The 22,955-nt window shown below is 41.3% G+C and carries 18 protein-coding genes; 12 read left to right on the top strand and 6 right to left on the bottom strand.

Annotated features, from left to right (window positions below; genetic code table 11):
* Positions 1 to 55: 55 nt before the first annotated feature.
* A complete protein-coding gene (locus tag H6G77_RS27920; protein WP_190592604.1) occupies positions 56 to 1,069 on the bottom strand; it encodes a LysR family transcriptional regulator in 1,014 nt (337 codons plus the stop codon).
* Positions 1,070 to 1,277: 208 nt separating this feature from the next.
* On the opposite strand from H6G77_RS27920, the gene H6G77_RS27925 reads away from it, so the two are divergent.
* The 3 genes from H6G77_RS27925 to H6G77_RS27935 all read left to right on the top strand — a co-directional run bounded on the left by H6G77_RS27925 (position 1,278) and on the right by H6G77_RS27935 (position 5,126).
* Complete coding sequence (locus tag H6G77_RS27925; protein ID WP_396020689.1) at positions 1,278 to 2,000, top strand: NnrU family protein; 723 nt, start codon at positions 1,278 to 1,280, stop codon at positions 1,998 to 2,000.
* A gap of 409 nt (positions 2,001 to 2,409) precedes the next feature.
* The gene (locus H6G77_RS27930) at positions 2,410 to 2,796 is read left to right on the top strand and encodes a co-chaperone YbbN (protein ID WP_190592603.1); all 387 of its coding nucleotides are present in this window, start codon (positions 2,410 to 2,412) and stop codon (positions 2,794 to 2,796) included.
* Between the two features lie 239 nt (positions 2,797 to 3,035).
* Positions 3,036 to 5,126: an NAD(P)H-quinone oxidoreductase subunit 5 gene (locus tag H6G77_RS27935; RefSeq protein ID WP_190592602.1), complete on the top strand. Its 2,091-nt coding sequence runs from the start codon at positions 3,036 to 3,038 to the stop codon at positions 5,124 to 5,126.
* Positions 5,127 to 5,237: 111 nt separating this feature from the next.
* Here H6G77_RS27935 and H6G77_RS27940 read toward each other — a convergent pair whose 3' ends face one another.
* Positions 5,238 to 5,723, bottom strand: a complete 486-nt coding sequence (locus tag H6G77_RS27940) for a DUF3368 domain-containing protein (protein ID WP_190592601.1) — start codon at positions 5,721 to 5,723, stop codon at positions 5,238 to 5,240.
* Positions 5,720 to 5,989, bottom strand: a complete 270-nt coding sequence (locus H6G77_RS27945) for a UPF0175 family protein (protein WP_190592600.1) — start codon at positions 5,987 to 5,989, stop codon at positions 5,720 to 5,722. The genes H6G77_RS27940 and H6G77_RS27945 overlap by 4 nt, the downstream gene beginning before the upstream one ends.
* Positions 5,990 to 6,557: 568 nt before the next feature.
* Between H6G77_RS27945 and H6G77_RS27950 the strand changes: the two genes are divergently transcribed.
* The 6 genes from H6G77_RS27950 to rimJ all read left to right on the top strand — a co-directional run bounded on the left by H6G77_RS27950 (position 6,558) and on the right by rimJ (position 14,535).
* Positions 6,558 to 7,034: an NAD(P)H-quinone oxidoreductase subunit 4 gene (locus tag H6G77_RS27950; RefSeq protein ID WP_190592599.1), complete on the top strand. Its 477-nt coding sequence runs from the start codon at positions 6,558 to 6,560 to the stop codon at positions 7,032 to 7,034.
* Between the two features lie 336 nt (positions 7,035 to 7,370).
* Positions 7,371 to 9,509, top strand: a complete 2,139-nt coding sequence (locus H6G77_RS27955; RefSeq protein WP_242049326.1) for a PAS domain S-box protein — start codon at positions 7,371 to 7,373, stop codon at positions 9,507 to 9,509.
* A gap of 282 nt (positions 9,510 to 9,791) precedes the next feature.
* Entirely contained in the window at positions 9,792 to 11,369 is a 1,578-nt protein-coding gene (gene ndhD1 / locus H6G77_RS27960) for a photosynthetic/respiratory NAD(P)H-quinone oxidoreductase subunit D1 (protein ID WP_190873283.1), read from the top strand.
* Positions 11,370 to 11,784: 415 nt separating this feature from the next.
* Positions 11,785 to 12,507, top strand: coding sequence for a Uma2 family endonuclease (locus H6G77_RS27965; RefSeq protein ID WP_190592597.1), 723 nt, complete (start codon positions 11,785 to 11,787; stop codon positions 12,505 to 12,507).
* Between the two features lie 500 nt (positions 12,508 to 13,007).
* Positions 13,008 to 13,712, top strand: coding sequence for a hypothetical protein (locus H6G77_RS27970; protein WP_190873284.1), 705 nt, complete (start codon positions 13,008 to 13,010; stop codon positions 13,710 to 13,712).
* A 247-nt stretch (positions 13,713 to 13,959) separates the two neighbouring features.
* The gene (gene rimJ, locus H6G77_RS27975; protein WP_190592595.1) at positions 13,960 to 14,535 is read left to right on the top strand and encodes a ribosomal protein S5-alanine N-acetyltransferase; all 576 of its coding nucleotides are present in this window, start codon (positions 13,960 to 13,962) and stop codon (positions 14,533 to 14,535) included.
* Between the two features lie 11 nt (positions 14,536 to 14,546).
* Here the strand turns inward: rimJ and H6G77_RS27980 are convergent, their stop codons facing one another.
* Together H6G77_RS27980 and H6G77_RS27985 are read right to left on the bottom strand one after the other, a co-directional pair.
* On the bottom strand, positions 14,547 to 15,683 hold the full coding sequence (locus H6G77_RS27980; protein ID WP_190873285.1) for an AI-2E family transporter: 1,137 nt from the start codon (positions 15,681 to 15,683) through the stop codon (positions 14,547 to 14,549).
* A gap of 66 nt (positions 15,684 to 15,749) precedes the next feature.
* Positions 15,750 to 15,944 carry a hypothetical protein gene (locus tag H6G77_RS27985; protein WP_190592593.1) on the bottom strand — a complete coding sequence of 65 codons (195 nt, stop codon included), beginning with the start codon at positions 15,942 to 15,944 and terminating at the stop codon, positions 15,750 to 15,752.
* Between the two features lie 191 nt (positions 15,945 to 16,135).
* Between H6G77_RS27985 and ftsH the strand changes: the two genes are divergently transcribed.
* Entirely contained in the window at positions 16,136 to 18,073 is a 1,938-nt protein-coding gene (gene ftsH / locus H6G77_RS27990) for an ATP-dependent zinc metalloprotease FtsH (protein ID WP_190873286.1), read from the top strand.
* A 238-nt stretch (positions 18,074 to 18,311) separates the two neighbouring features.
* Here the strand turns inward: ftsH and H6G77_RS35915 are convergent, their stop codons facing one another.
* Complete coding sequence (locus H6G77_RS35915) at positions 18,312 to 20,876, bottom strand: calcium-binding protein (protein WP_277880672.1); 2,565 nt, start codon at positions 20,874 to 20,876, stop codon at positions 18,312 to 18,314.
* 237 nt (positions 20,877 to 21,113) lie between these two features.
* Between H6G77_RS35915 and aroA the strand changes: the two genes are divergently transcribed.
* Together aroA and H6G77_RS28015 are read left to right on the top strand one after the other, a co-directional pair.
* Positions 21,114 to 22,394 (top strand): 3-phosphoshikimate 1-carboxyvinyltransferase, encoded by a 1,281-nt coding sequence (aroA, locus tag H6G77_RS28010; protein WP_190873287.1) that lies wholly within the window; start codon positions 21,114 to 21,116, stop codon positions 22,392 to 22,394.
* A 69-nt stretch (positions 22,395 to 22,463) separates the two neighbouring features.
* A complete protein-coding gene (locus tag H6G77_RS28015; protein WP_190592590.1) occupies positions 22,464 to 22,910 on the top strand; it encodes a DUF3598 family protein in 447 nt (148 codons plus the stop codon).
* Positions 22,911 to 22,955 lie beyond the last annotated feature (45 nt).

The following is a 22,955-nucleotide window of genomic DNA, read 5'->3' on the forward strand; positions in this document are numbered from 1 at the left end:
TGAATAGTCAATAGCCTGTAGCCCTTAACTAATGACTATTGACTATTGACAAGTATCAGCCCTCGTCAGAGGAACTGGGTGTTGCTACATCAAATGTATTTGCTACTAGCTTTTTTTGTGACAATTTTATCAGGTCTTGGTTCCATCCTGGAGTTGCAAACTGGGGTAATATTTCCTGGCTGAATGCTTCTGCGGCTTTGGATCTATACCGGTTGGGATTAAAAATCAGCCAGAGTGTGCGTTTAACAATCACGCCTTCGATGGGTGAGCAGTGCAGTACACCCATTTGTAACTCTTTGGCAATGGCGGATGTCGAGACGAAAGCCGCCCCCAATCCTGACTGTACGGCATTTTTGATGGCTTCGATGGAATTGAGTTCCATTTCGATTTTGAAACGTCTGGTATCAATTTCGCAACGTGCTAGTACTTGATCGATGACTTTGCGAATAGTGGATTGAGAATCTAAAGCGATGAATTGTAATTTATATAAGTCGTCTTTTTGAATGGTTTCAAGTTTAGCAAAGGGATGAAATACTGGCAAAATCAGGGCTAACTCATCTTCAGCGTAAGGAATAATTTCCAAAGATTCGGCTAATTCACCAGGAATTTCCCCACCGATAATGGCTAAATCAACTTGGCCGTTGGCGACACTCCAAGCAGTGCGGCGAGTTGAGTGGACGTGCAGTTGCACTGCCACATCGGCATATTTTTGGCGAAACATGCCAATCATCCGGGGTAATAAATAAGTCCCGGTGGTTTGAGATGCACCGACAATTAAAGTCCCACCTTGGAGATTTTGTAGATCCTCAATGGCGCGACAGGTTTCTTGGCACAGACTGAGGATTTTTTCGCCGTAACTTAACAATAGATGTCCAGCTTCGGTTAATTGGGCGCGACGGCCGCCACGGTCAAATAAAGGGACATCTAGTTGCCGTTCCAGGTTCTGCACTTGCAAACTCACGGCAGGTTGGGAGACATACAAGCTATCAGCAGCACGCTTGAAGCTCCCTTCTTGTGCGATCGCTTTCAGGATACGTAACTGATCTAAAGTGAAAGGAAGGTCAGACATAAGGTTCAACCCACAAACTTTGAAAGGAGCAGAGTTGGCAATACATCGGCTTTGATCACCAAAAAGTAAAAAATGATTTATTCCATCTTCAAATCGGAAGACTTGACTCGAAAAAAAACAGTACTACTGCATCTTCGCGCAAGTCCCCTGTTGAATACTTTGTGTTATTGGTTGTACTGTATTAACTTTTGTTTAAATAACTTCACCCATGTCTACGATGCCTAATCCTTTGTTTACTCCCAGTCATTTTGTCATGTTGGGGTTACAATTTGCTTTTGCGATCGCCCACAGTGGCGGGGCTGCGCTACGTCCATTGGCTGAGAAGCACATAGGAGCAAGGCTTTATCGCATTTTGTTTGCATTAGTTAGTTTACCGTTGGCTGTCATCTTAATTACTTACTTTTTTAACCATCGTTATGACGGCTGGCAACTTTGGCAGGTACAAGGAGTCCCAGGAATACAAGCTGTAGTTTGGGTGTTGTCAGCAATTTCGTTTTTATTTTTGTATCCTGCCACCTTCAATCTACTAGAAATTGCTGCTATTCAAAAGCCCCAAGTTCATTTGTATGAAACTGGGATTATCCGTATTACCCGTCATCCCCAGATGGTAGGACAAGTTATTTGGTGTTTCGCCCATACGCTGTGGTTAGGGACAAGCTTTACTTTAGTCACATCTTTGGGATTAGTCTTACATCACCTATTTGGAGTTTGGCATGGCGATCGCCGCTTATCCCAACGCTACGGCGAAGCTTTTGAACTTGTCAAACAAAGAACTTCCATCATCCCTTTCCAAGCTATTCTGGATGGTCGTCAGTCTCTGAAATGGCCAGAATTTATCCGCCCTGCTTATTTAGGAGTAGCAATTTTTGTTGGTCTACTGTGGTGGTTACATCCACTGTTGATCGTAGCAACTAGTAAAATAGAATGGTGATTTTTACTGATCCCAGCTATCAACAAAAAATCTGCGTAAATGCCAATTTCAGCTTATCAATTGCTGCCAAATCAATGTAGGATCAAATCAAATAGTTGTCAGTGGGGGGAAGCTTAACCAGTTTGATCTTCATATAGTGGTAAGTCGCTGGTCATAAGTCTTAGTTGAGATTTTCATGGCACAGTCTTCTCAACACCCTCGATGAAAGCGGCAATCAGGAGTTAAAAAAATCTAAAGGCCACCGTGAAAGTCGTGCTGGCTTTTTTATCAGAGTTAAAATCAAAGCGGCAGTAATTTTTTAATCATCTTAAATCCTGAATGCTAACTCATAGATAGGTGCTGACTAAGTTGCCAATTCTTCCTGCTGATAGCTAGTTTGATATTAAAACCCTATAATTTTCGAGGCATCATGGTGTTGTCGGTTAGTGAGCGGACATTTACTCAAGAAGTTTTAGAATCTCCAGTACCTGTTTTAGTGAATTTTGAAGCACCTTGGTGCGGCCTATGCCGTATCATCCACCCTTTGTTATTGCAATTTAAATCTCAATGCGGGGAGCAAATTAAATTGGTGGGAGTGAATGCAGATGAAAACTTCAAACTATCCAATACTTATCGTCTCAAGTCACTACCTACTTTACTTTTAGTAGAAAACGGCATTATCCGACATCGCCTAGAAGGTTTTCGTGGCAGAGACGATTTACGTCTGGCTCTAGAAGAAATCAAGCTCACTTACACCAACTGTTCTAAAACATACAACCACTCCCAAACAGCCGATTTAGAATGTCGGACTGCATAATATAGCGTGATTTGTCAATGGTCAATAGTTGATGATCATTAGTGAAAGATGCTATTGACTTCAGCCAAATCTAAAACCATGCTTAATTACCCCGCCCAATTACCTTTGGGTGGGGTATTTTATCATCAGGGGTGTGTGTCACAATTATTAACAGTTCCGACCAGGACAGTTGCCTGCGGAAGACAGCCGCCGCAAAACTGTCCTAAGCTAGTCAAGAATTCTCAAATTATGCGTCAGTGATGGAAGCAATCTATGAATATGCCTGGCTGATTCCGGTGTTCCCTCTTTTAGGGGCGATGCTGGTCGGTTTGGGATTAATTTCGATCAATCAGGTGACGAACCGCCTGCGGCAACTCAACGCTGCGTTGATTATCTCCTTGATGGGAGCAGCGATGGGCTTGTCGTTTGCCTTGCTGTGGAGTCAAATTCAAGGACACCCGACTTATCTGCGGACTTTGGAATGGGCAGCAGCAGGGAATTTTCACCTGAGCATGGGCTATACAATTGACCACCTGACAGCCCTTATGCTGGTAATTGTGACAACCGTAGCCTTTTTAGTCATGGTCTATACCGATGGCTATATGGCACATGATCCAGGATATGTAAGGTTTTACGCTTATCTGAGCTTATTTGGCTCCTCAATGTTGGGTCTGGTGGTCAGTCCCAACTTAGTGCAAATTTATATCTTCTGGGAACTGGTAGGGATGTGTTCCTACTTGCTGGTCGGCTTTTGGTACGATCGCAAGTCAGCCGCCGATGCCTGTCAAAAAGCATTTGTCACCAACCGCGTTGGTGACTTTGGCTTATTATTGGGGATTTTAGGCCTGTTTTGGGCAACCGGTAGCTTTGATTTTCATATCATGGGCGATCGCCTCGCCCAACTGGTGCAATCAGGAACAATCAGCAATTTCCTCGCCATACTGTTTGCGATTTTGGTTTTCCTCGGCCCTGTTGCTAAATCAGCCCAGTTCCCCCTCCATGTCTGGCTACCAGATGCAATGGAAGGCCCGACACCAATTTCCGCCTTAATCCACGCCGCCACAATGGTGGCAGCAGGTGTATTTCTGGTAGCCCGGATGTACCCTGTGTTTGAACATGTCCCCGCCGCGATGAACGTAATTGCCTTTACTGGGGCATTTACAGCATTTTTAGGGGCGACAATTGCAATTACGCAAAACGACATCAAAAAAGGCTTGGCCTACTCCACCATTTCCCAATTAGGTTACATGGTGATGGCGATGGGCGTAGGTGCTTACAGTGCTGGCTTATTCCATCTGATGACTCACGCTTACTTCAAGGCGATGCTGTTCTTGGGTTCCGGTTCTGTGATTCACGGGATGGAAGGAGTCGTTGGCCATGACCCTGCTTTAGCCCAAGATATGCGACTGATGGGCAAACTGCGGAAATATATGCCCATCACAGCTATTACCTTTTTGATTGGCTGCTTGGCAATTTCCGGGATGCCTCCGTTTGCAGGTTTTTGGTCAAAAGATGAAATTCTCGGTAAGGCTTTTGCTGCTAATCCATTTTTGTGGATCATTGGCTGGCTAACGGCGGGAATCACTGCTTTTTATATGTTTAGAATGTATTTCATGACATTTGAAGGCAAATTCCGGGGTACTGACGAGAAAATCAAAGCCAAACTTAAGAAAGCATCAACCATCATTCTGGAATTAGAAGCTGAAGAACCAGCCCCGAATTTTGGCCCTGGGGCGATGAAACATGGTGAACTAGCCGCAACAGGAGACCATCATGGTTCTCATGGTCATCACAGCGATTCTCCCCATGAATCACCGTGGACAATGACCTTGCCATTATTAGTGTTGGCTGTACCTTCAATTTTGATTGGTTTGGTAGGAACTCCCTTTGCTAATTATTTCGAGGAATTTATTTACTCACCTAACGAAACTCTCGCTGAAGTTTTAGAAAAAGCCGCCGAATTTGAGCCGACGGAATTTTATATTATGGCGGGGGCTTCTGTGGGAATTTCCTTGATTGGGATTACCTTGGCTTCCTTGATGTACTTGCAACGGAAAATTGACCCTGCTGCGATCGCTGCTAAAATTAAGCCTTTGTACGAGCTATCCCTCAACAAGTGGTACTTTGATGACATTTACCATCGTGTCTTTGTCCTCGGCTTGCGTCGCCTAGCTAGACAAGTCATGGAAGTTGACTTCCGCGTTGTTGATGGTGCTGTTAACCTCACAGGCTTTTTCACCCTAGTCAGTGGCGAAGGGCTGAAATATTTAGAAAATGGTCGCGTTCAATTCTATGCCTTGATTGTGTTTGGCGCAGTTTTGGGCTTGGTGATCGTTTTTGGCATTACCTGATTTTTTAGGGTGGGCGACTGTCCACCCTTCAGTTTTTCATTTTTGAGAGTCTGAATTTAGGCTCTTTTTTTAGGCCTAAAAATTTTGAGAGAGTTCTTGCGTATCGCAAGATTAACCTTGTTCTTGGTAATAACGATCTAAAAAACTTTGGATGAGAGCAGAAGATGCACGAAAGGTGGTTAATTGCAATTTAGAAATGGTGTTAGGAAAATCGATTATATCTTGGGTTCCTGCACGATAAAGAACACCAAGTAAACCTGTAACATTAAGACCTTGTGCGATCGCTGCTTGTCGAGCATCCAGATCATCTAAGATCACTAGGGCAGCGTTGAGTTGAACAGCCAGAGAAATGGTTTCTTGCTCACCCATACCAAGTTTGCTAGATAAGTTAGGTAATAGGGGCGTGGTAGTTTGAATCTCTAACCAGCTTGGAGATTGGGTAATCCAGTTTTGAACTTGGATGTAAGAACCTTCGGCAAGAAGTTCTGTGCAGACAGCATTAGGGATGATAATGCGACCGAAAAGTTGAGGCAGAATTTCAATACACTCAATCAAGATGAGATAGCACAAAGGTGAAGTATCGCAAACAACTATCATGGCTGAGTCATCGCTTGATCAATAGCTTGCAAATCTTGCTCTAAGTCAGCTAAGGTGTAGGCTTGGTAAGCTTCATAGGCTTTAAGAAAAGCATCGGTAGCTAGTCGAGAAGAAAGATTTAACAGACGTTGAACTTGAGCAGTAGAAATTTGCCGATGGCGATAAGCTTCCACTACCAGCGATTCTAAGGCGCGGCGAGAAAGTTGGTCAGGGGTATTAGCGAGTTGATGGGCAATGTCATCGGGTATTTCAATGGTAATTTGCATTTGTACTATCCTTTGATGGATGTATGATCCTTCTTTTTAAGAATAACTGAGCAGCATCAGAGATTTTGAGCAATGCTCCGGTTAGACTAGGCGATCGCAGGCAAAATCCAATTTCGAGAGATGATATTTTTCTTACACAGCGATGGTATATCTTTTTATTTGGCAGTCTCTGAGCCAAGTAGTATGTGTATGTATCCAAAACCTCTACACACCGCACTCATAAGCCCAATTTTCATAGAAAATTTTTGTGTGTAAATCCTAATAATCAAGACTTAGATATTGACAGCAAAGCCAAAATAACAGGTAAAGTTTACAGGTTGATAGCTGGATTTTTGAATGATATTTTAGCGAAGCTTACGGCGGGCTACGTCTACGCACTCAATCAAAGAAGATTAATTAAAGTCTGAAACAACGTATTTACGTTAATACACAAGATACTCGCTTTGTACAGTATGCAATTCCGAATAATATGCTTTTTTATTAAAAATATCTTAAATTTTTGATGTATTTTCCCGACATGGCTTTAGTATGCGTGGGGTAATCTTACTGTCATAGAGAGTATAAAAAAATGAAACTCTTTACATCTCTGAAAAATCTTGTGGCTTACTCACTGGTATTGCTAGTTACAGTTTGCGGTTTGTTGTTAACACCACCTAACGCTCTTGCTGTTTCTGTAGACTTTGGAGCTACACAGTATCTTGCCTTTGATGCTGGTACACAAACTCAAGATGTTGATGCTGCGATCGCATCTTACAGAAGCTTAAAGGGCAAAGTTTCCAAAAATGAAACCCTGACAACAGATGAAGTCAAAGGCGCTTTAGGGGTTATTAACGCAAAAATTAATGCCGCAGTACAAGAAAAGAAAGATGTTTTAGCAGCTGATCCAAGTGCATCAACTGAAAGTTTTGATTCATCAATTGCCTCTTACAGAAGCTTGAAGGGCAAAGTTTCCAAAAATGAAACCCTGACAATTGATGAAACCAAAGATGTATTAAAAGCTATTAATTCCAAAATTAATGCTCTAGTGCAAGAAAAGAAAGCTTAGTCAACAACTAAATAATTGATTGGTGCATAAATGCCCATCTATTTTTAGTCTATCGGGTGAGTTAGGATAGTCAAAATTTGCTTAACTCAATATCCACAATACCTGCTTTTAACTCACCTGATATGATACTTGTAGTGTAATGCTATAAAAGGTATTAATGAGAGTTAGCCTGCGTAAGCAGGCTTTGTTCGTATAGTCCCAGACTTCCTGCTTGGTATCAATCAACAGTCTTCGCCACACAAGTAAATTACCCAGACTGATTTGGGCAATATTAATACTAAGAATATCGCAATTTACTTGTTTTCCCTCTTTTAACTGGGCTGGAGATTAATCACTATGTTGCTTGAATCTAAGTATCAAGAGCTACCAACTTGTTGTCAGCAGCGAGATCATCTCATAACAGATTTAGAGAATACACAAAAATCACTTCAAGATACTCAGCAGAAATTATTTGCGTTGGTTGAGTATCATCCGTTAGGAATTATTCAATGGAATATAGATTTTGAGGTTTTAGACTGGAATCCGGCGGCTGAACGTATCTTTGGGTACAGTAAATCAGATGTACTCAATGTTCATATTGGAGAAATTCTCTTACCTAGTATTCCTAGAGAAGATGTCAATCAGTTAATGACTGCATTAATCAAACAACATGGAGGAAATTACTGTACTAATAATAATTTCACGAAAGATGGCAAAATGATTACTTGCGAGTGGCATCACACTCCTGTAGTGGATTGTCAAGGAAATGTGACTGGTGTTTTGTCTATCGTTGAAGATATTACAAGTCATAAAAATACTTATGTTACTGCCCACCAACAAGCAGAAATCACTCTCAAAAAATCCCTGAAAGAATTAGCAGATATCAAATTCGCTTTAGACCAATCATCGATTATTGCCGTAACTAACAATAAAGGGATGATTGAATATGTGAATGATAATTTTTGTCAAATCTCTCAATATCAACCAGCAGAACTAATCGGCAAAACCCATAGAATTATCAATTCTGGCTATCACTCCCAAGAGTTCTTTCAAGAGATGTGGTTAACTATTAGCCAGGGAAGGGTATGGAAAGGAGAAGTTAAAAATTTGGCAAAGGATGGCACATATTATTGGGTAGATACAACAATTGTACCTGTTTTAGATGAGCAAGGTAAACCCCAGCAATATGTAGCTATTCGTAATGATATTACTGCGCGTAAACAAACAGAAATCACGCTCAAAAAATCGCTCAAAGAAGTAGCAGATATCAAATTTGCTTTAGATCAATCATCAATTGTTGCGGTAACTAACAATAAAGGGATGATTGAATATGTGAATGATAAGTTTTGTCAAATTTCCCAATATCAACCAGCAGAACTAATTGGGAAAACCCATAGAATTATCAATTCTGGCTATCATTCCCAAGAGTTTTTTCAAGAGATGTGGTTCACTATTAGCCAGGGGAAAGTCTGGAAAGGCGAAGTGAAAAATTTAGCTAAGGATGGCACTTATTATTGGGTAGATACGACAATTGTGCCTTTGTTAGATGAGCAAGGCAAACCCCAACAATATGTAGCCATTCGTAATGATATTACTGCGCGTAAACAAACAGAAGCAGAACTCAGTCAAAAAGCCAAGGAATTAGAACAAGCTTTAGAGGAATTACAACATACACAATTGCAACTGATTCAAACGGAAAAAATGTCTTCTTTGGGACAACTAGTTGCGGGGGTTGCTCATGAAATCAATAACCCAGTGAGTTTTATTTTTGGCAATCTCAAACATGCCTATCAATATACTCAAAATTTGCTCAACATCCTGAAACTTTACCAATCTCATTATCCAGAACCAGACTTAGAAATTCAAGAAGAAGCTGAAAATTGTGATTTAGAATTTTTAGTCGAGGATTTGCCAAAACTTTATTCTTCAATGACAGTTGGAGCAAATCGCATCAGCGAGATTGTCGCTTCTCTCCGCAGCTTTTCTCGTCTGGATGAATCTGATTTAAAAGCTGCTGATATACATCAGGGTCTGGATAGTACTTTAATGATTTTAGAGCATCGTCTGGCATCTAAAACAGATAGACCCAAGATTTTAGTCATTAAGGAATATGGTAATTTACCTTTAGTTGAATGTTATGCTGGGCAACTCAACCAAGTATTTATGAATATTTTGCTGAATGCGATTGATGCGTTAGAAGAAAATGTCCAGCAGCTAACACCAACTATTTACATTCGTACAGCTATGCCAAATTCCACACAAGTCAAAATCAGCATCATCGATAATGGTGTGGGGATGTCAGATGAAGTCAGACAAAAAATATTTGACCCATTTTTTACAAGTAAACCTATAGGTAAAGGAACAGGGATGGGTTTGTCTATTAGTTACCAAATTATTACTAACAGACATCAAGGGTCTTTAGAATGTATTTCCTCTCCAGGAAAAGGTGCTGAATTTATCATGACAATTCCCGTTTACTTAAGGGCAGAGAGTTGAATCTGCCAACGGTCTTAATTACGAATTGTGAATTACGAATTACGAATTTTTATAAAAGGGTGCGATCGCAGTCCTAAAATTTTAGATAAACTGCTGGCTGAAAGCGGGTATTCTCACCGATACTGAGTCACCGCTAAAGTTAAAAAATACTACCACAACCACAAATGGGGATTGTCCACTTAATTAAATCAACCTAACAAGGAATGCCAAATCCCCAAAAAGCTGCTACTTAATAGCTAGGGCTTCCTTGATAAACATGATTTTGATTGTAGACAAATTGTGATGAATACAGCTAATTTCCCGTGGCTGACGACAATTATCCTCTTGCCGATTGCGGCATCACTCTTGATTCCGATTATCCCGGATAAAGATGGTAAAACAGTGCGTTGGTATTCCCTGATTGTCGGGTTGATAGACTTCGCGCTGATTGTCTACGCCTTTTATACCGGGTACGACTTCTCTAACCCAGATTTGCAGCTAGTTGAAAGTTATGCCTGGGTACCACAACTAGATTTGAAGTGGTCAGTAGGGGCAGATGGCTTATCCATGCCCCTAATTATTTTGACTGGATTCATTACTACCCTGGCAATACTAGCAGCTTGGCCTGTCACCCTCAAACCCAGGCTATTTTACTTTTTAATCCTGGCGATGTATGGCGGACAAATTGCCGTCTTCGCTGTGCAGGATATGTTGCTGTTTTTCTTGGTGTGGGAACTGGAATTGATTCCGGTTTACCTGCTGTTGGCAATTTGGGGTGGTAAAAAGCGGCAATACGCAGCGACCAAGTTTATTTTGTACACAGCTGGCGGTTCGCTGTTTATTTTGGTCGGCGCGTTGACGATGGCCTTTTATGGCGATACAGTCACCTTTGATATGCACTCTCTCGGCCTCAAAGATTACGCCCTCAATTTTGAGTTGTTACTCTATGCTGGCTTTTTGATTGCCTACGCCGTCAAATTACCCATCATTCCCCTGCATACCTGGCTACCCGATGCCCACGGTGAAGCAACAGCACCCGTACACATGTTACTGGCTGGTATTCTCTTGAAAATGGGCGGTTACGCCTTGATTCGGATGAATGCCCAAATGCTGCCCGATGCCCATGCGTATTTTGCCCCAGTTCTCGTCATTTTAGGGGTAGTTAACATTATCTACGCCGCCCTGACATCCTTTGCCCAGCGAAACCTCAAGCGCAAAATTGCCTACTCCTCAATTTCCCACATGGGCTTTGTGACTATTGGTATCGCCTCCTTCACTGATTTGGGCTTGAGTGGTGCAGTATTACAAATGGTGTCGCATGGCTTAATTGGGGCGAGTTTGTTCTTCTTGGTTGGTGCAACCTACGATCGCACACACACCCTAATGCTGGATGAAATGGGCGGTGTTGGTAAGCGGATGCAGAAAATTTTTGCTATGTTCACTACCTGTTCAATGGCTTCTTTAGCATTGCCAGGAATGAGCGGTTTCGTAGCAGAATTAATGATATTTGTGGGCTTTGCCACTAGCGATGCTTATAGCTCTACCTTCAAAGTTATCGTAGTCTTTTTGATGGCAGTGGGTGTAATTTTAACCCCAATTTATTTGCTATCAATGTTGCGGGAAATTTTCTACGGCAAAGAAAACGAAGAATTGGTTTCGCACCAGAAACTTATCGATGCCGAACCCCGCGAAGTCTTTATCATTGCTTGTTTGCTAGTACCAATTATTGGTATCGGGTTCTATCCTAAATTGCTGACTCAAATTTACGACGCTACAACCGTACAATTGACAGCAAGATTGCGCGATTCTGTACCAACTTTGGCACAGGAAAAAGAAGAAGCACCAAAGCTTTCATTGAATGCGCCAACAATTGGTAATTAGTCAGCAATTGATAAATACAATTATTTTTTCAGGCGGGTTTGATACTCGCCTTTTTTATATAGCAGTCCTATTTGAGAAATGAACAAGAGATATCAGATACCAAACTCTATAAACTTGTTAACGAACCACAGAGGAACAGAGAACGTAGAGAGGAGAGAGAAATGCTTTATAGGGCTGCTATAGTAATCCGGTTTGATTTCTGAATTTATTTGTGTAGGTAGGGAATAGGGAATGGGGAGTCGGGAGTAGGAAAGAAGCCTGATCTGAGTGTACTGATTTTTTTCCCAAATCAAATATGAGTCCTATATACAACTAAAGTAATAATTTAGATATGAAAACTTTGCGATATCTACATATATCAAAATTCCATTATTTTCTAAAATCTTTCTAGAAATCGCATCTACTCAGACCACTCATGTTAAACTACAACCCGTTACACTGTTTGCCATCTTCCGAAGAGCTACCAGACTCAGAGGATACACCTGTGGATAATGAACTACAAGATTTAATTCCCAGCTTGCTAAAATCGACACTCGCCTTTGTGTGGTCTGAGCGTTGGGATTGGTTTTTTGGCTTAAAGATGGGAATTTATTACGACCCAAAAAAAGCTGCGATCGCGCCTGATGCGTTTCTCAGTGTGGGGGTTAAACGCTTTATTGATGGTGACTTACGCCTGAGTTATGTAATGTGGGAAGAAAAACAACCACCAGTTTTAGCACTAGAGGTCGTTTCTCAAATCAGTCATGGTGAATACAGTACCAGAAAAGAATTTTACGCTAAAGAATTGGGTGTTTTATACTACGTTATCTACAAACCTCTGCGAAAGAAAAAGCCCCCTCTGGAAGTTTATCAATTACAGGACGGGGAGTATTTCTTAATACCAGGAAACCCGGTTTGGCTACCAGAAATTGGTTTAGGAATTGGTCTAGAACGGGGAATATATCAAGGTCTTGCACGAGAATGGTTGTATTGGTATAACGAGGAAGGACAAAAGATACTCACCCCCGAAGAACGCATTTACGAAATCGAAGCACAATTAAATTTTGAGCGTCAGCTACGTATCCAAACAGAACAAAAAATGCAATTGCTGGCTGAACAATTAAGAGCTTTAGGTGTAGAACCTGAAAGTTTAGCCTGAAGACTATTATTACAGAACTTTTGAAATTAAGTAATGAGTAGTAAGTAGTGAGTAATAAGTCAATTTCTGACTCATTATTCATTACTTTTTTCAATCAGTTGCTGTACCTCGTAAAAATCGAAGCCATATAAAGGAAAGGACAGGATTGAGTAACATGACTTGTGATATGTAGGACTCATATTTGATTTCTGAAAAAAATCAGTACGCCCAGATCAGCCGTCTTTCCGACTCTCTACTCCCCATTCCCTACTCCCTGCTTACACAACTAGATTCAGGAATCAAACCGTATTCCTATAGCAGTCCTAAATCATTCGTAAACTCAAAGATCCCCGACTTCTTGAAGAAGTCGGGGATCTGAGCCTCTCGATTTTTACACATCAAATAGGATTGCTATATTTGGATCTGTTTTTGGTGCAAGGTTGTTAATCAACCAACTAACTAGGGAATTATAAAACTAATTGCTTGTTGACAATTTAGTTGCATAAATATTCTCCTAGAATATGGACATTAAATTAGGGTTCGGCTCTATCCCAAAACCTCAGTATGTATTTGTGAGTAAAGAAAGTGATCATTGTTGGTATATGCTTTCTGATGATGGTAAACAAATACCCATTTATGACAGAGCGTTAACAGGGGTGATTACGGAAATAGAAGTTAACAAAATAGTAGAAACTTCTCAGGGAAAAAGTGAAAAAACAGATTTACATATTTTGGCAGATAAGCCTTATATTATTCGTTCAGGAAGTGAGTCTTATTTCTCCAAGGGTTTACTGCTCTCACTTGAGGCCTTAAGCTATGAACAATTGCTTCAGCCACTAACAATTGCGGTGAGTCCAGGGGAAAAAGCCATAGTATTTTGTACAATTTATCATCCAGTGACTTATCGCTCTGTAGGCGTAAGTTGGGATGGACATAAGGAAATAGACTGGCAAGTTTTAGGAAAACAAGTAAGTCTGAAAATTAACGGTACAAAAACTGTAACTTCAGACACAAGAGAAATACTGAATAATGAAGTTACAGCAGAAATTCGTGCTGATTTTATTGCTAAAACCAACGCATATTTATCACAGTTAAATTGGACTCCCCAGCAAGGGAGAGAGTATTTACAGCAAAAATATGGCAAGAAATCACGCTACCATCTCTCGGAGACAGAACTTGTAGATTTTGTGGACTACCTGAAGTTACAACTGGCTCTGAGCTATTAAAGAATTGAATATATTCAAAATGCGATCGCCTAATTTACCGAATTTTATCACCTGGTGGAGGGCGATCGCTCTTTTATAATCTCTGAATACGGGAGACAAGGGAGACAGAGTAGACAAGGTAGACAAAATCTCGAAAATGCTAACTCTGCTAAATCTTGTTATAACAGTTTTACTGTTTGGTACTCACAACCGCAAACAGCCAGAATAAAATACTGTAGCCATCAGTTATCAAGCCGGTCAAGTTTGTATGCACTCGGAATTGCCAATTATTACTAGCGATCGCTTATTATTACGCATTGCCATCAAAGAAGATATTCCCCAAATCCTAAAATATTTTTTAGACAACAAATCTTATCTAACTCCTTTTTATCCTAAATGGGGGGATGGTTTTTTTACAGAAGAGTATTGGCAATATCAACTAGAAAATACATTTTTAGAATTTATTCATGACCAATCTTTAAAATTATTTATATTTCCTCGCAAAAATCCTAAAATTATTATTGGTACAATTAATTTTAATAATTTTATTCGGGGAGCCGCCCATTTTTGTTATGTAGGTTATAGCCTAGCCGAACATCAGCAAGGTAAAGGCTACATGACAGAAGGATTAAAAGCCGCAATTCAATATGTATTTGATGATTTAAATTTTCATCGCATTATGGCAAATTATATGCCACATAACCAACGTAGCGGCAATGTCCTCAAACGTTTAGGCTTTGTGGTTGAAGGATATGCCAGAGACTATTTATTAATTAACGGCAAGTGGCAAGACCATATTCTGACCAGTCTCACTAATCCTCATTGGCAACCAGAGAAATATTAAATTCTGGTAAATTAATCTTCTTGAGGCAAATTCTCATCTACAGAAGTAGGGGGATTTTCCTCATACAACTCATCATGATTATTAGGAGGGTTACAAACTATCACCACCTCTGTTTCTTTAGAGTGGTGAGTTCCCCATTGGTCTAATACATCTTTGATTAAAACTTCTTGTACCCAAATTTTAGCAACAACTGTTAAAGGCAAAGCTAAAAATAAGCCTAAAAAGCCGAAGAATGTCACAAAAAATAGTTGAGAAATTAAAGTCACGGCGGGTAACAATGAAACTTGTTGTGCCATGACATAAGGTGTAATAAAATTACTTTCAGTTTGTTGAATAAAAAAGTAGAGAATCAAAACAGCAACAGATTTCCAAGGAGCATCTAATAAAGCGATCGCCATTGCGGGGACTAAACTCAGTGTCGGGCCAAGATTGGGTATTAAATTTAAAAATCCTGCCAACACAGCTAAAGCCAAGGCTGCTTTTACACCCAAAACTGATAAGCCAACCACACTCATCAAACCGACGACACCCATCGCAATCAGCGCACCTGTCACCCATCCTTGCAGTGAAAGTTCGCATTTATCTAAAATGCCATCTACCCGACGGCGATAAAAAGAAGGAAACACGCGAATAAAAACTCGGCGGTAAGCTACAGGATCAGCTAACAGCATTCCTGTCCACACCAGCACCAACAAAACCTTTAGAACAACTTCTAAAGAACTGGAGACAAAGGCAAAGGAACTTCCCAAAACACGATTAATAAAAGGCTGTGCCTGCTGAATTAAACTGTTGAGATCGGGTATGTAGGGGACTAATTGGCTAGGAACCCTGGTTTTCATTTCATCCAGCCAACTATTAAAGCGTTCTAAACCTTGGGGAACCCGGTAAGTTAACTCATGAAATTGTTGGGCAAAAGGTGGCACAATCAACAAGAAAAAACCCACCACCGCAGCAAAAAAGAGAGCCACTGAAATGATGACAGCAAAACCGCGCTTAATTCCTAAGTTTTGGAAACGTTTGGCTAACCGATTTAAAGTACTGGCTAACACTACGGCGGCAAACATCAGCAACAAAACTTCTTTGATTTGCCACAAAATGTATAAAGAAAGAATTATGGCGATTAAACCGATCCATTGACCAAGATTCACAGGTTAACTCCCGGCTGTTGGTGATGCAGTTAGGTTAGCTGATTTTAGCAATAACGCCTAGACGATTTAAGTTAAATTTGTTTTTGTTTGAAATCGCCAGAATAAAGCGATCGCTATAATTACAGTCGGTGACAACACTAAAATTAAGGCATTGGCAGTTGTCGCCGGAAGTGGCACACTTGGCAAAATATACTTAATCGCCGCAGATAACAAAGCTGACAGTACAAGCAGTTTGGCAATAAAAATTAACTGGTTTGGCATAGCAGTACGGCAATTCACCTTTTTCTGTAGGGTATACCCGAATATAAGCTCAAAGGCAGACTCTCTACAATATTCACATAAGTACACAAACTAGAGGCTAGTAGAACAAGGCAAAAGTCAAAAGGCAAAAGTAAAAAGAAAAAATATTGACGCTGGACTTTTGGCAAAAAATTAATTAAGGATAAATCAAAATGCCTGTAGAAAAAAATAACCAAAATCCTATCAAACCGCCAAGAGTGAGGCAGTTTGGTGGTAGCTTACTAATACTACTGACTCTGTTATTACTGCTTAATTTTATTGTTCCTAGTTTCTTTGGGCCACGATTGCCACAAGTGCCTTATAGTGACTTTGTGGCACTAGTTCAGCAAGGTAAAGTAGACCGTGCTGTAGTGGGAGGCGATCGCATTGAATACACTATTAAAGCACAAACCCCCGATGGCAAAACGACTGAACAGGTATTTGCCACCACGCCTGTAGCCCTAGATTTAGATTTACCGAAGATTCTGCGCGAGAATAAGGTTGAGTTTGCTGCACCACTCCCAGACCAAAATGCTTGGATAGGAACTCTTTTGAGTTGGGTTGCGCCACCATTAATATTCTTTGGGATTTGGGGCTTTTTAATTAATCGCCAAGGTGGTGGCCCGGCTGCACTCACTGTTGGTAAAAGCAAAGCCCGGATTTATTCTGAAGGTAGCACTGGGGTAAAATTCCCTGATGTGGCTGGAGTAGATGAAGCCAAAGTCGAACTCGAAGAAATTGTCGATTTCCTGAAGAATGCGACCAAATACACCAACTTAGGCGCGAAAATTCCTAAAGGTGTGTTGTTAGTCGGGCCTCCAGGTACAGGTAAAACATTACTAGCAAAAGCGATCGCTGGGGAAGCGGGGGTTCCCTTCTTCAGCATCTCTGGTTCCGAATTTATCGAATTATTCGTTGGTGTCGGTGCGGCGCGAGTGCGCGACTTGTTTGAACAAGCCAAAAAACAAGCACCTTGTATTGTCTTCATCGATGAATTAGACGCATTGGGTAAATCTCGCGGTGGTGCAGGTGGCTTTGTCGGCGGTAACGATGAACGGGAACAAACCCTCAACCAATTACTCACCGAAATGGATGGTTTTGATGCCAACACCGGGGTAATTATCATCGCCGCCACCAACCGTCCCGAAGTCCTAGACCCAGCCTTACGCCGTCCTGGTCGTTTTGACCGTCAAGTAGTGGTCGATCGCCCTGATAAAATTGGTCGAGAAGCAATTCTCAAAGTTCATGCACGTAACGTTAAACTGGCGGATGATGTCAACCTCGCCACCATCGCCATTAGAACTCCTGGTTTTGCTGGTGCAGACTTAGCCAACCTCGTCAATGAAGCCGCATTGTTAGCCGCAAGGCAAAATCGCCCAGCCGTGATTATGGCAGATTTCAACGAAGCGATCGAACGGGTAGTTGCAGGTTTAGAAAAACGCTCCCGTGTGCTGAACGAAACCGAGAAGAAGACCGTCGCTTATCACGAAGTTGGTCACGCCATCATCGGTGCGTTGATGCCTGGGGCGGGTAAAGTTGAGAAAATCTCCGTAGTTCCCCGTGGTGTAGGTGCGTTGGGCTATACCATCCAAATGCCTGAAGAAGACCGCTTCTTGATGATTGAAGATGAAATTCGCGGTCGCATTGCTACCTTACTGGGTGGACGTTCCGCCGAAGAAGTCGTGTTTGGCAAAGTTTCCACAGGCGCGAGTGACGATATTCAAAAAGCCACCGACTTAGCCGAACGTTACGTTACCTTATATGGGATGAGCGATAAATTAGGGCCAGTCGCCTTTGAGAAAACCCAACAGCAGTTTCTGGATGGTTACGGTAACGCCCGCCGTTCTATTAGTCCCCAAGTCGCCCAAGAAATCGACAACGAAGTTAAGCAGATAGTAGATAACGCTCATCATATTGCCTTGAGTATTTTGCAACAAAACCGCGACTTGTTAGAAGAAACCGCCCAAGAACTACTGCAAAGAGAAATTCTCGAAGGTACAGACTTGCGCGATCGCCTCAAACAAGCCAAAGCCCCCGAAGACCTGTCAGAATGGTTACGTTCAGGAAATGTCTCACCCGATAAACCATTGATGCAATCTGTGTTGAATTAAATAATTAAATCTGTGTGGTGCGTTGTCTTTTGCGACAACGCACCATATTTTTTATTGATTTTACGCCGTGTGCGACTTTCTCTCAAACCTAACCCCCAAACCCTTCCCTACCAGGGAAGGGGAGCAAGATTCAAAGCCTCTCTCCGTTTCGGGGAGAGGTTTGGAGAGGGGTTTCAAGAATAAGTCGCACATCGCGTGATTTTTTTAGATAACAGTCCAATTTTTCAAACCCGATTTTTTAGGCAAAATCTAGGAATGAGAAATCACTGCTATCCAACACAGGTTTATTGCTCAGAACCGCAAATTGTCCTCCAGTTCCTAATCCAGCAACTGCGCCATCAGCATTATAGAAAAGATTGCCGGTAGAAGTATTGTAAACAAGGAAAGCACTGCTACCTCCTGCCAGAGCGACTTCAGTCGCACTATCGGCAGTAATTGTGGCAAATTCACTGCTAATAATGCTATTACTCATGGTTAATGAATTAAATAAACTATGTGATAACAGGATGAGATCGCTGCCTTTTGTAAAGTCGGTTATGGTATCTATACCTAAATCACTAAAGTTAGCCACCCCACTAAAGCCGAAAAAGTCTACCCCTTCACCGCCTGTAAGTTGGTCGTTGCCTTGACCACCCAACAGGAAATCATTTCCTGTTCCCCCCGAAAGGATATCATTACCAGCATAACCAGTAAGGGTATTATTGCCACTATTCCCAGTGATACTGTTATTGAGAGCGTTTCCAGTGCCGTTGATGTTGGCTGTACCAGCTAACGTAAGATTTTCTAGATTATTTCCTAAGATGTAGTTAACGGTAGCTATAACCGTATCTGTGCCTTCGTTGAGATTTTCTGTAACTACATCACCAACATCATCAACGATGTAAATATCATCACCTAAACCGCCCAGCAATGTATCAACTCCCACACCTCCGTCAAGTGTGTCATTACCGGCATAACCAGTAAGGGTATTATTGCCACTATTGCCTATGAGAATGTTATCGGAAAAACTTCCTGTGCCGTTGATGTTAGCTGTACCTACTAAAGTAAGATTTTCTACGGTACTTCCCAAGGTATAACTAATGGAAGCTATAACTGTATCTATACCTTGATTCCTAATTTCTATGACTACATCCCCAACATTATCGACAACATAAGTGTCATTGCCAGCACCTCCTCTGAGGGTATCACTTCCGGCTTTTCCATCGAGAATGTTATTACCGCTACTACCTGTGATCTGGTTATTCAGGCTGTTTCCTGTTCCATTAATGTTACTGGCATTTGTTAACGTCAAGTTTTCCAGATGATCGCTTAAGGTGTAAGAAATAGAGGAGTAAACTATATCTGTACCTTCGTTGAGGTTTTCATAAATTTGATCTCCAACGTCGTCAACATAATAGCTATCATCCCCCAATCCCCCGATCATGGTATCGTTACCCAGCCCACCATCAAGGATATCATTGCCAGTATCCCCCGTTAGACTATCATTGCCACCGTTTCCATAGAGACTGTCATCGCCTGCACCTCCTTGAAAAGTATCATTACTGTTATCACCAGCAAGAAAATCTTTGTAGGGCGTTCCCACAATATTCAGTCCCTCGAAGTTGAGGTAGTAAAAGAAAAGATGACTACCTCCACTATAAAGAGGATAAATATAAGTAGAAATACTGCCAATACCTAGATTATTAACACCAATTGTAGAACCAGTTGCTGTGCTATAGTCTGCGTATAAAATATCGATTCCCGCACCACCATCAATAGTACCGCCAAAGATATAATTTGTGACATTGAAGATATCATTGCCACTGCCTGTATAAATTTGACTGATTCGCTCTAAATCTTTAACAGTGGTATTAATGTCTCCAGTTAAGTTGACACTGGTAGCGGTCAAGTTTAATGTCCAATTGTTGGTTGTATTCTGTAAATACAGAATGAGATTATCTAGACCTTCTCCCCCATCTAGGCTATCTCCTATACCACCTTTTAGGGTGTCATTTCCTCCACCCCCTTGTAAGAAATCACTTCCTCCCGCACCATCTAAATCATCGTTTCCTTCACCCCCTTGTAAAATATCACTTCCATCACCAGCACCACCGTACAAAACATCATTGCCTGCACCGCCAATTATTAAATCACTTCCTTCTCCACCACCGACAACATCGTTTCCACCTCCACCATCAAGGGTGTCATTCCCACCAAGCCCTTCAATGTAATCATCTCCAGCCGTTCCTATAATGATGTTAGGCTCTTCATTTCCTACTAAACTTGCCATTTCTACAGCAATGCTTACCCCATTCAGGCTAATGACTGCTTGATCATTTTCTGCCTTCAACTGCTTTAACTCTGTCTCTGACAGACTCTCCTCCATCACCAATGCTGAGAAGATGCGTCCTTCATCTCCATCACTATCATTGCTACCATTTAAAACCCTGTCTATATAATGGCCATATTCCTCTAAAATCAACCCAGCTAACCATTGAATATTGCTGATTTGCTGTAAATACTCATAAGCTAGATAAATGATGCCTGTTTCTGCACTGTAAGCACCAATCGCTCCATTTAGTTCAGATTGATAGTGAATTTCTAAAAGTGGAAATCCACGAAAGTCACCATTTATCCAGCTTGTCTTTAAGCTATCAGTTTCAGAGTTGGGGTGAAAAGCTAATGCAATTTTAGAGGCAAATTCAGTGTCATTAGCAAAGCTTTGTAATCTAGATTGACTTAATGAAATTGCCATCTGTAAGACGGTCAAAAGTGATGTTTCAAGTTCTAGGGAATTGGCGGTCAAAGATAAAATCGCAGTCATAAAGTCTCAAAAATCAAGAATGTAAATCTCACTCTTTCTTCTTAACAAGGGAATTGATAAAATTTATGCGCCTTATCTCTCCTTTCCTTTTTGTCTTATGTCCAGCATGATGATCAAAAACCTATACTACTCCCAACTCCCAGGTTACTGAGCGCAGCCGAAGTACACTCCCCATATTTCTTAATCCCTCGAACTCACGTAATATTTAAGTTGTAGCTGACCATCTAGAGGTTTAACGTGGATACCATTGCTATACCTGCTCTCGATCGCCCAGTGGATGCCACGGTAGAAATTCCTGGTTCTAAAAGTATTACTAATCGGGCGTTACTTGTTGCTGCTTTGGCACAAGGCGACTCAATTTTAGAAAATGCCTTATTTAGTGAAGACAGTGAATATTTTGCCAAATGTGTCGAAAATTTGGGCATTCCCATCACCTTAAATCCTGAATTAGCACAGATGCAGGTGTTAGGGAAAGGTGGGGAAATTCCCGCAACCCAGGCGGATTTATTTGTCGGTTTAGCAGGTACAGCCGCACGGTTTATATCAGCTTTGGTGGTACTCGGTAACGGAGAATATCGCTTAGATGGTGTACCCAGAATGCGGGAAAGGCCAATGGGCGATATGTTGACAGTGTTCCAAGCAGGCGGAACAATTGTTAACTTTGAGGGCAACGCTGGTTATATGCCCTACACTATTTACGGTCAGCAATTTGCTGGTGGACATATTCGCATCAAAGCCAATCAAACTAGTCAGCAACTTTCAGCTTTGCTGATGATTGCGCCTTATGCTCAACAAGACACAATTATTGAAGTGGAAGGCACATTAGTTTCCCAATCTTACGTAAAAATGACTTGTCGCCTCATGTCAGATTTTGGCGTAGGGGTGAATCAAGTTGGCGACAATCAATTTCATATCAAAGCGGGACAGCGTTACCAACCGCGACATTACACCATAGAACCGGATGCTTCTAATGCGTCTTACTTTTTTGCTGCGGCTGCTGTGACTGGTGGACGGGTGCGAGTTAAGTATTTAACCAAGCAATCTTATCAAGGTGATATTCTGTGGCTGAATGTGCTGGAACAGATGGGTTGTCAAGTGCGTGAGGCTGATGACTATATCGAAGTGACTGGGCCAGAACAATTACAGGGTATCGATATTGATATGAATGATATATCTGACCTTGTACAAACATTAGGAGCGATCGCGCCTTTTGCCAATTCACCCGTTACCATCCGTAATGTCGAACATATCCGCTACAAAGAAACTGAACGTATTCGCGCTGTAGTGACAGAATTGCGTCGCTTAGGCGTGAAGGTTGAAGAATTCCCCGATGGCTTAAAAGTCGAACCCAGCCCCATTACACCAGCTGCTATTGAAACTTATCACGATCATCGTATGGCAATGGCATTTGCTGTCACAGGCTTAAAGGTTCCCGGAATTATAATTCAAGATCCCGGTTGTACAGCCAAAACTTTCCCTGACTACTTCACCCGCTTCTTTAAAATGATTGAACAATAGCTGGCTAATATTCAGTTCCTACCTTAATCTTAACGATAAGTATTCACGCAATTTTATAGGAGTTGCATCATGTCTAACATTCGTGAAGAAATGCCAGTACTCGCCCGTCATGAAGGCAATTGGGTAGGAACTTATACACTAGTAGATACGGAAGGCAAAATTTTAGATAAACATGAATCTCATTTAAGCTGTCAATTTCCCGATGATAGTCCTTATTCTTACTACCAAATTAATCGCTATACTTGGGCTGACGGTAAACAAGAAGAACATAAATTTCCCGGAACCTATCGTGATAAGATTCTCTACTTTGATACAGAACGGATTGAAGGCAAATCCTGGGAAATAGACGATTCTACTTTAATTTTGTGGTTTTCTTATAAGACAGTTCCAGCCGCATATTTGTACGAAATGATTCAAATCAGCCCCGATAATAATCATCGCGCCCGCACATGGCATTGGTTTAAAAATCATCAAATTTATCAACGTACCCTTATTCAAGAACAAAGAGTTAGATAGTCATTTAAAAAGTCAAAAATAGTTTCTAGCTAAGAGGATGTTTTA

It is taken from the genome of Aulosira sp. FACHB-615 (assembly GCF_014698045.1).
Classification (GTDB): domain Bacteria; phylum Cyanobacteriota; class Cyanobacteriia; order Cyanobacteriales; family Nostocaceae; genus Nostoc_B.

Excerpts from the sequence above, each read along its gene's own strand:
- H6G77_RS27920 (WP_190592604.1), bottom strand. The coding sequence starts at position 1,069 with ATGTCTGACCTTCCTTTCACTTTAGATCAGTTACGTATCCTGAAAGCG.
- H6G77_RS27925 (WP_396020689.1), top strand. The coding sequence starts at position 1,278 with ATGTCTACGATGCCTAATCCTTTGTTTACTCCCAGTCATTTTGTCATG.
- H6G77_RS27930 (WP_190592603.1), top strand. The coding sequence starts at position 2,410 with ATGGTGTTGTCGGTTAGTGAGCGGACATTTACTCAAGAAGTTTTAGAA.
- H6G77_RS27935 (WP_190592602.1), top strand. The coding sequence starts at position 3,036 with ATGGAAGCAATCTATGAATATGCCTGGCTGATTCCGGTGTTCCCTCTT.
- H6G77_RS27940 (WP_190592601.1), bottom strand. The coding sequence starts at position 5,723 with ATGATAGTTGTTTGCGATACTTCACCTTTGTGCTATCTCATCTTGATT.
- H6G77_RS27945 (WP_190592600.1), bottom strand. The coding sequence starts at position 5,989 with ATGCAAATTACCATTGAAATACCCGATGACATTGCCCATCAACTCGCT.
- H6G77_RS27950 (WP_190592599.1), top strand. The coding sequence starts at position 6,558 with ATGAAACTCTTTACATCTCTGAAAAATCTTGTGGCTTACTCACTGGTA.
- H6G77_RS27955 (WP_242049326.1), top strand. The coding sequence starts at position 7,371 with ATGTTGCTTGAATCTAAGTATCAAGAGCTACCAACTTGTTGTCAGCAG.
- ndhD1 (WP_190873283.1), top strand. The coding sequence starts at position 9,792 with ATGAATACAGCTAATTTCCCGTGGCTGACGACAATTATCCTCTTGCCG.
- H6G77_RS27965 (WP_190592597.1), top strand. The coding sequence starts at position 11,785 with ATGTTAAACTACAACCCGTTACACTGTTTGCCATCTTCCGAAGAGCTA.
- H6G77_RS27970 (WP_190873284.1), top strand. The coding sequence starts at position 13,008 with ATGGACATTAAATTAGGGTTCGGCTCTATCCCAAAACCTCAGTATGTA.
- rimJ (WP_190592595.1), top strand. The coding sequence starts at position 13,960 with ATGCACTCGGAATTGCCAATTATTACTAGCGATCGCTTATTATTACGC.
- H6G77_RS27985 (WP_190592593.1), bottom strand. The coding sequence starts at position 15,944 with ATGCCAAACCAGTTAATTTTTATTGCCAAACTGCTTGTACTGTCAGCT.
- ftsH (WP_190873286.1), top strand. The coding sequence starts at position 16,136 with ATGCCTGTAGAAAAAAATAACCAAAATCCTATCAAACCGCCAAGAGTG.
- H6G77_RS35915 (WP_277880672.1), bottom strand. The coding sequence starts at position 20,876 with ATGACTGCGATTTTATCTTTGACCGCCAATTCCCTAGAACTTGAAACA.
- H6G77_RS28015 (WP_190592590.1), top strand. The coding sequence starts at position 22,464 with ATGTCTAACATTCGTGAAGAAATGCCAGTACTCGCCCGTCATGAAGGC.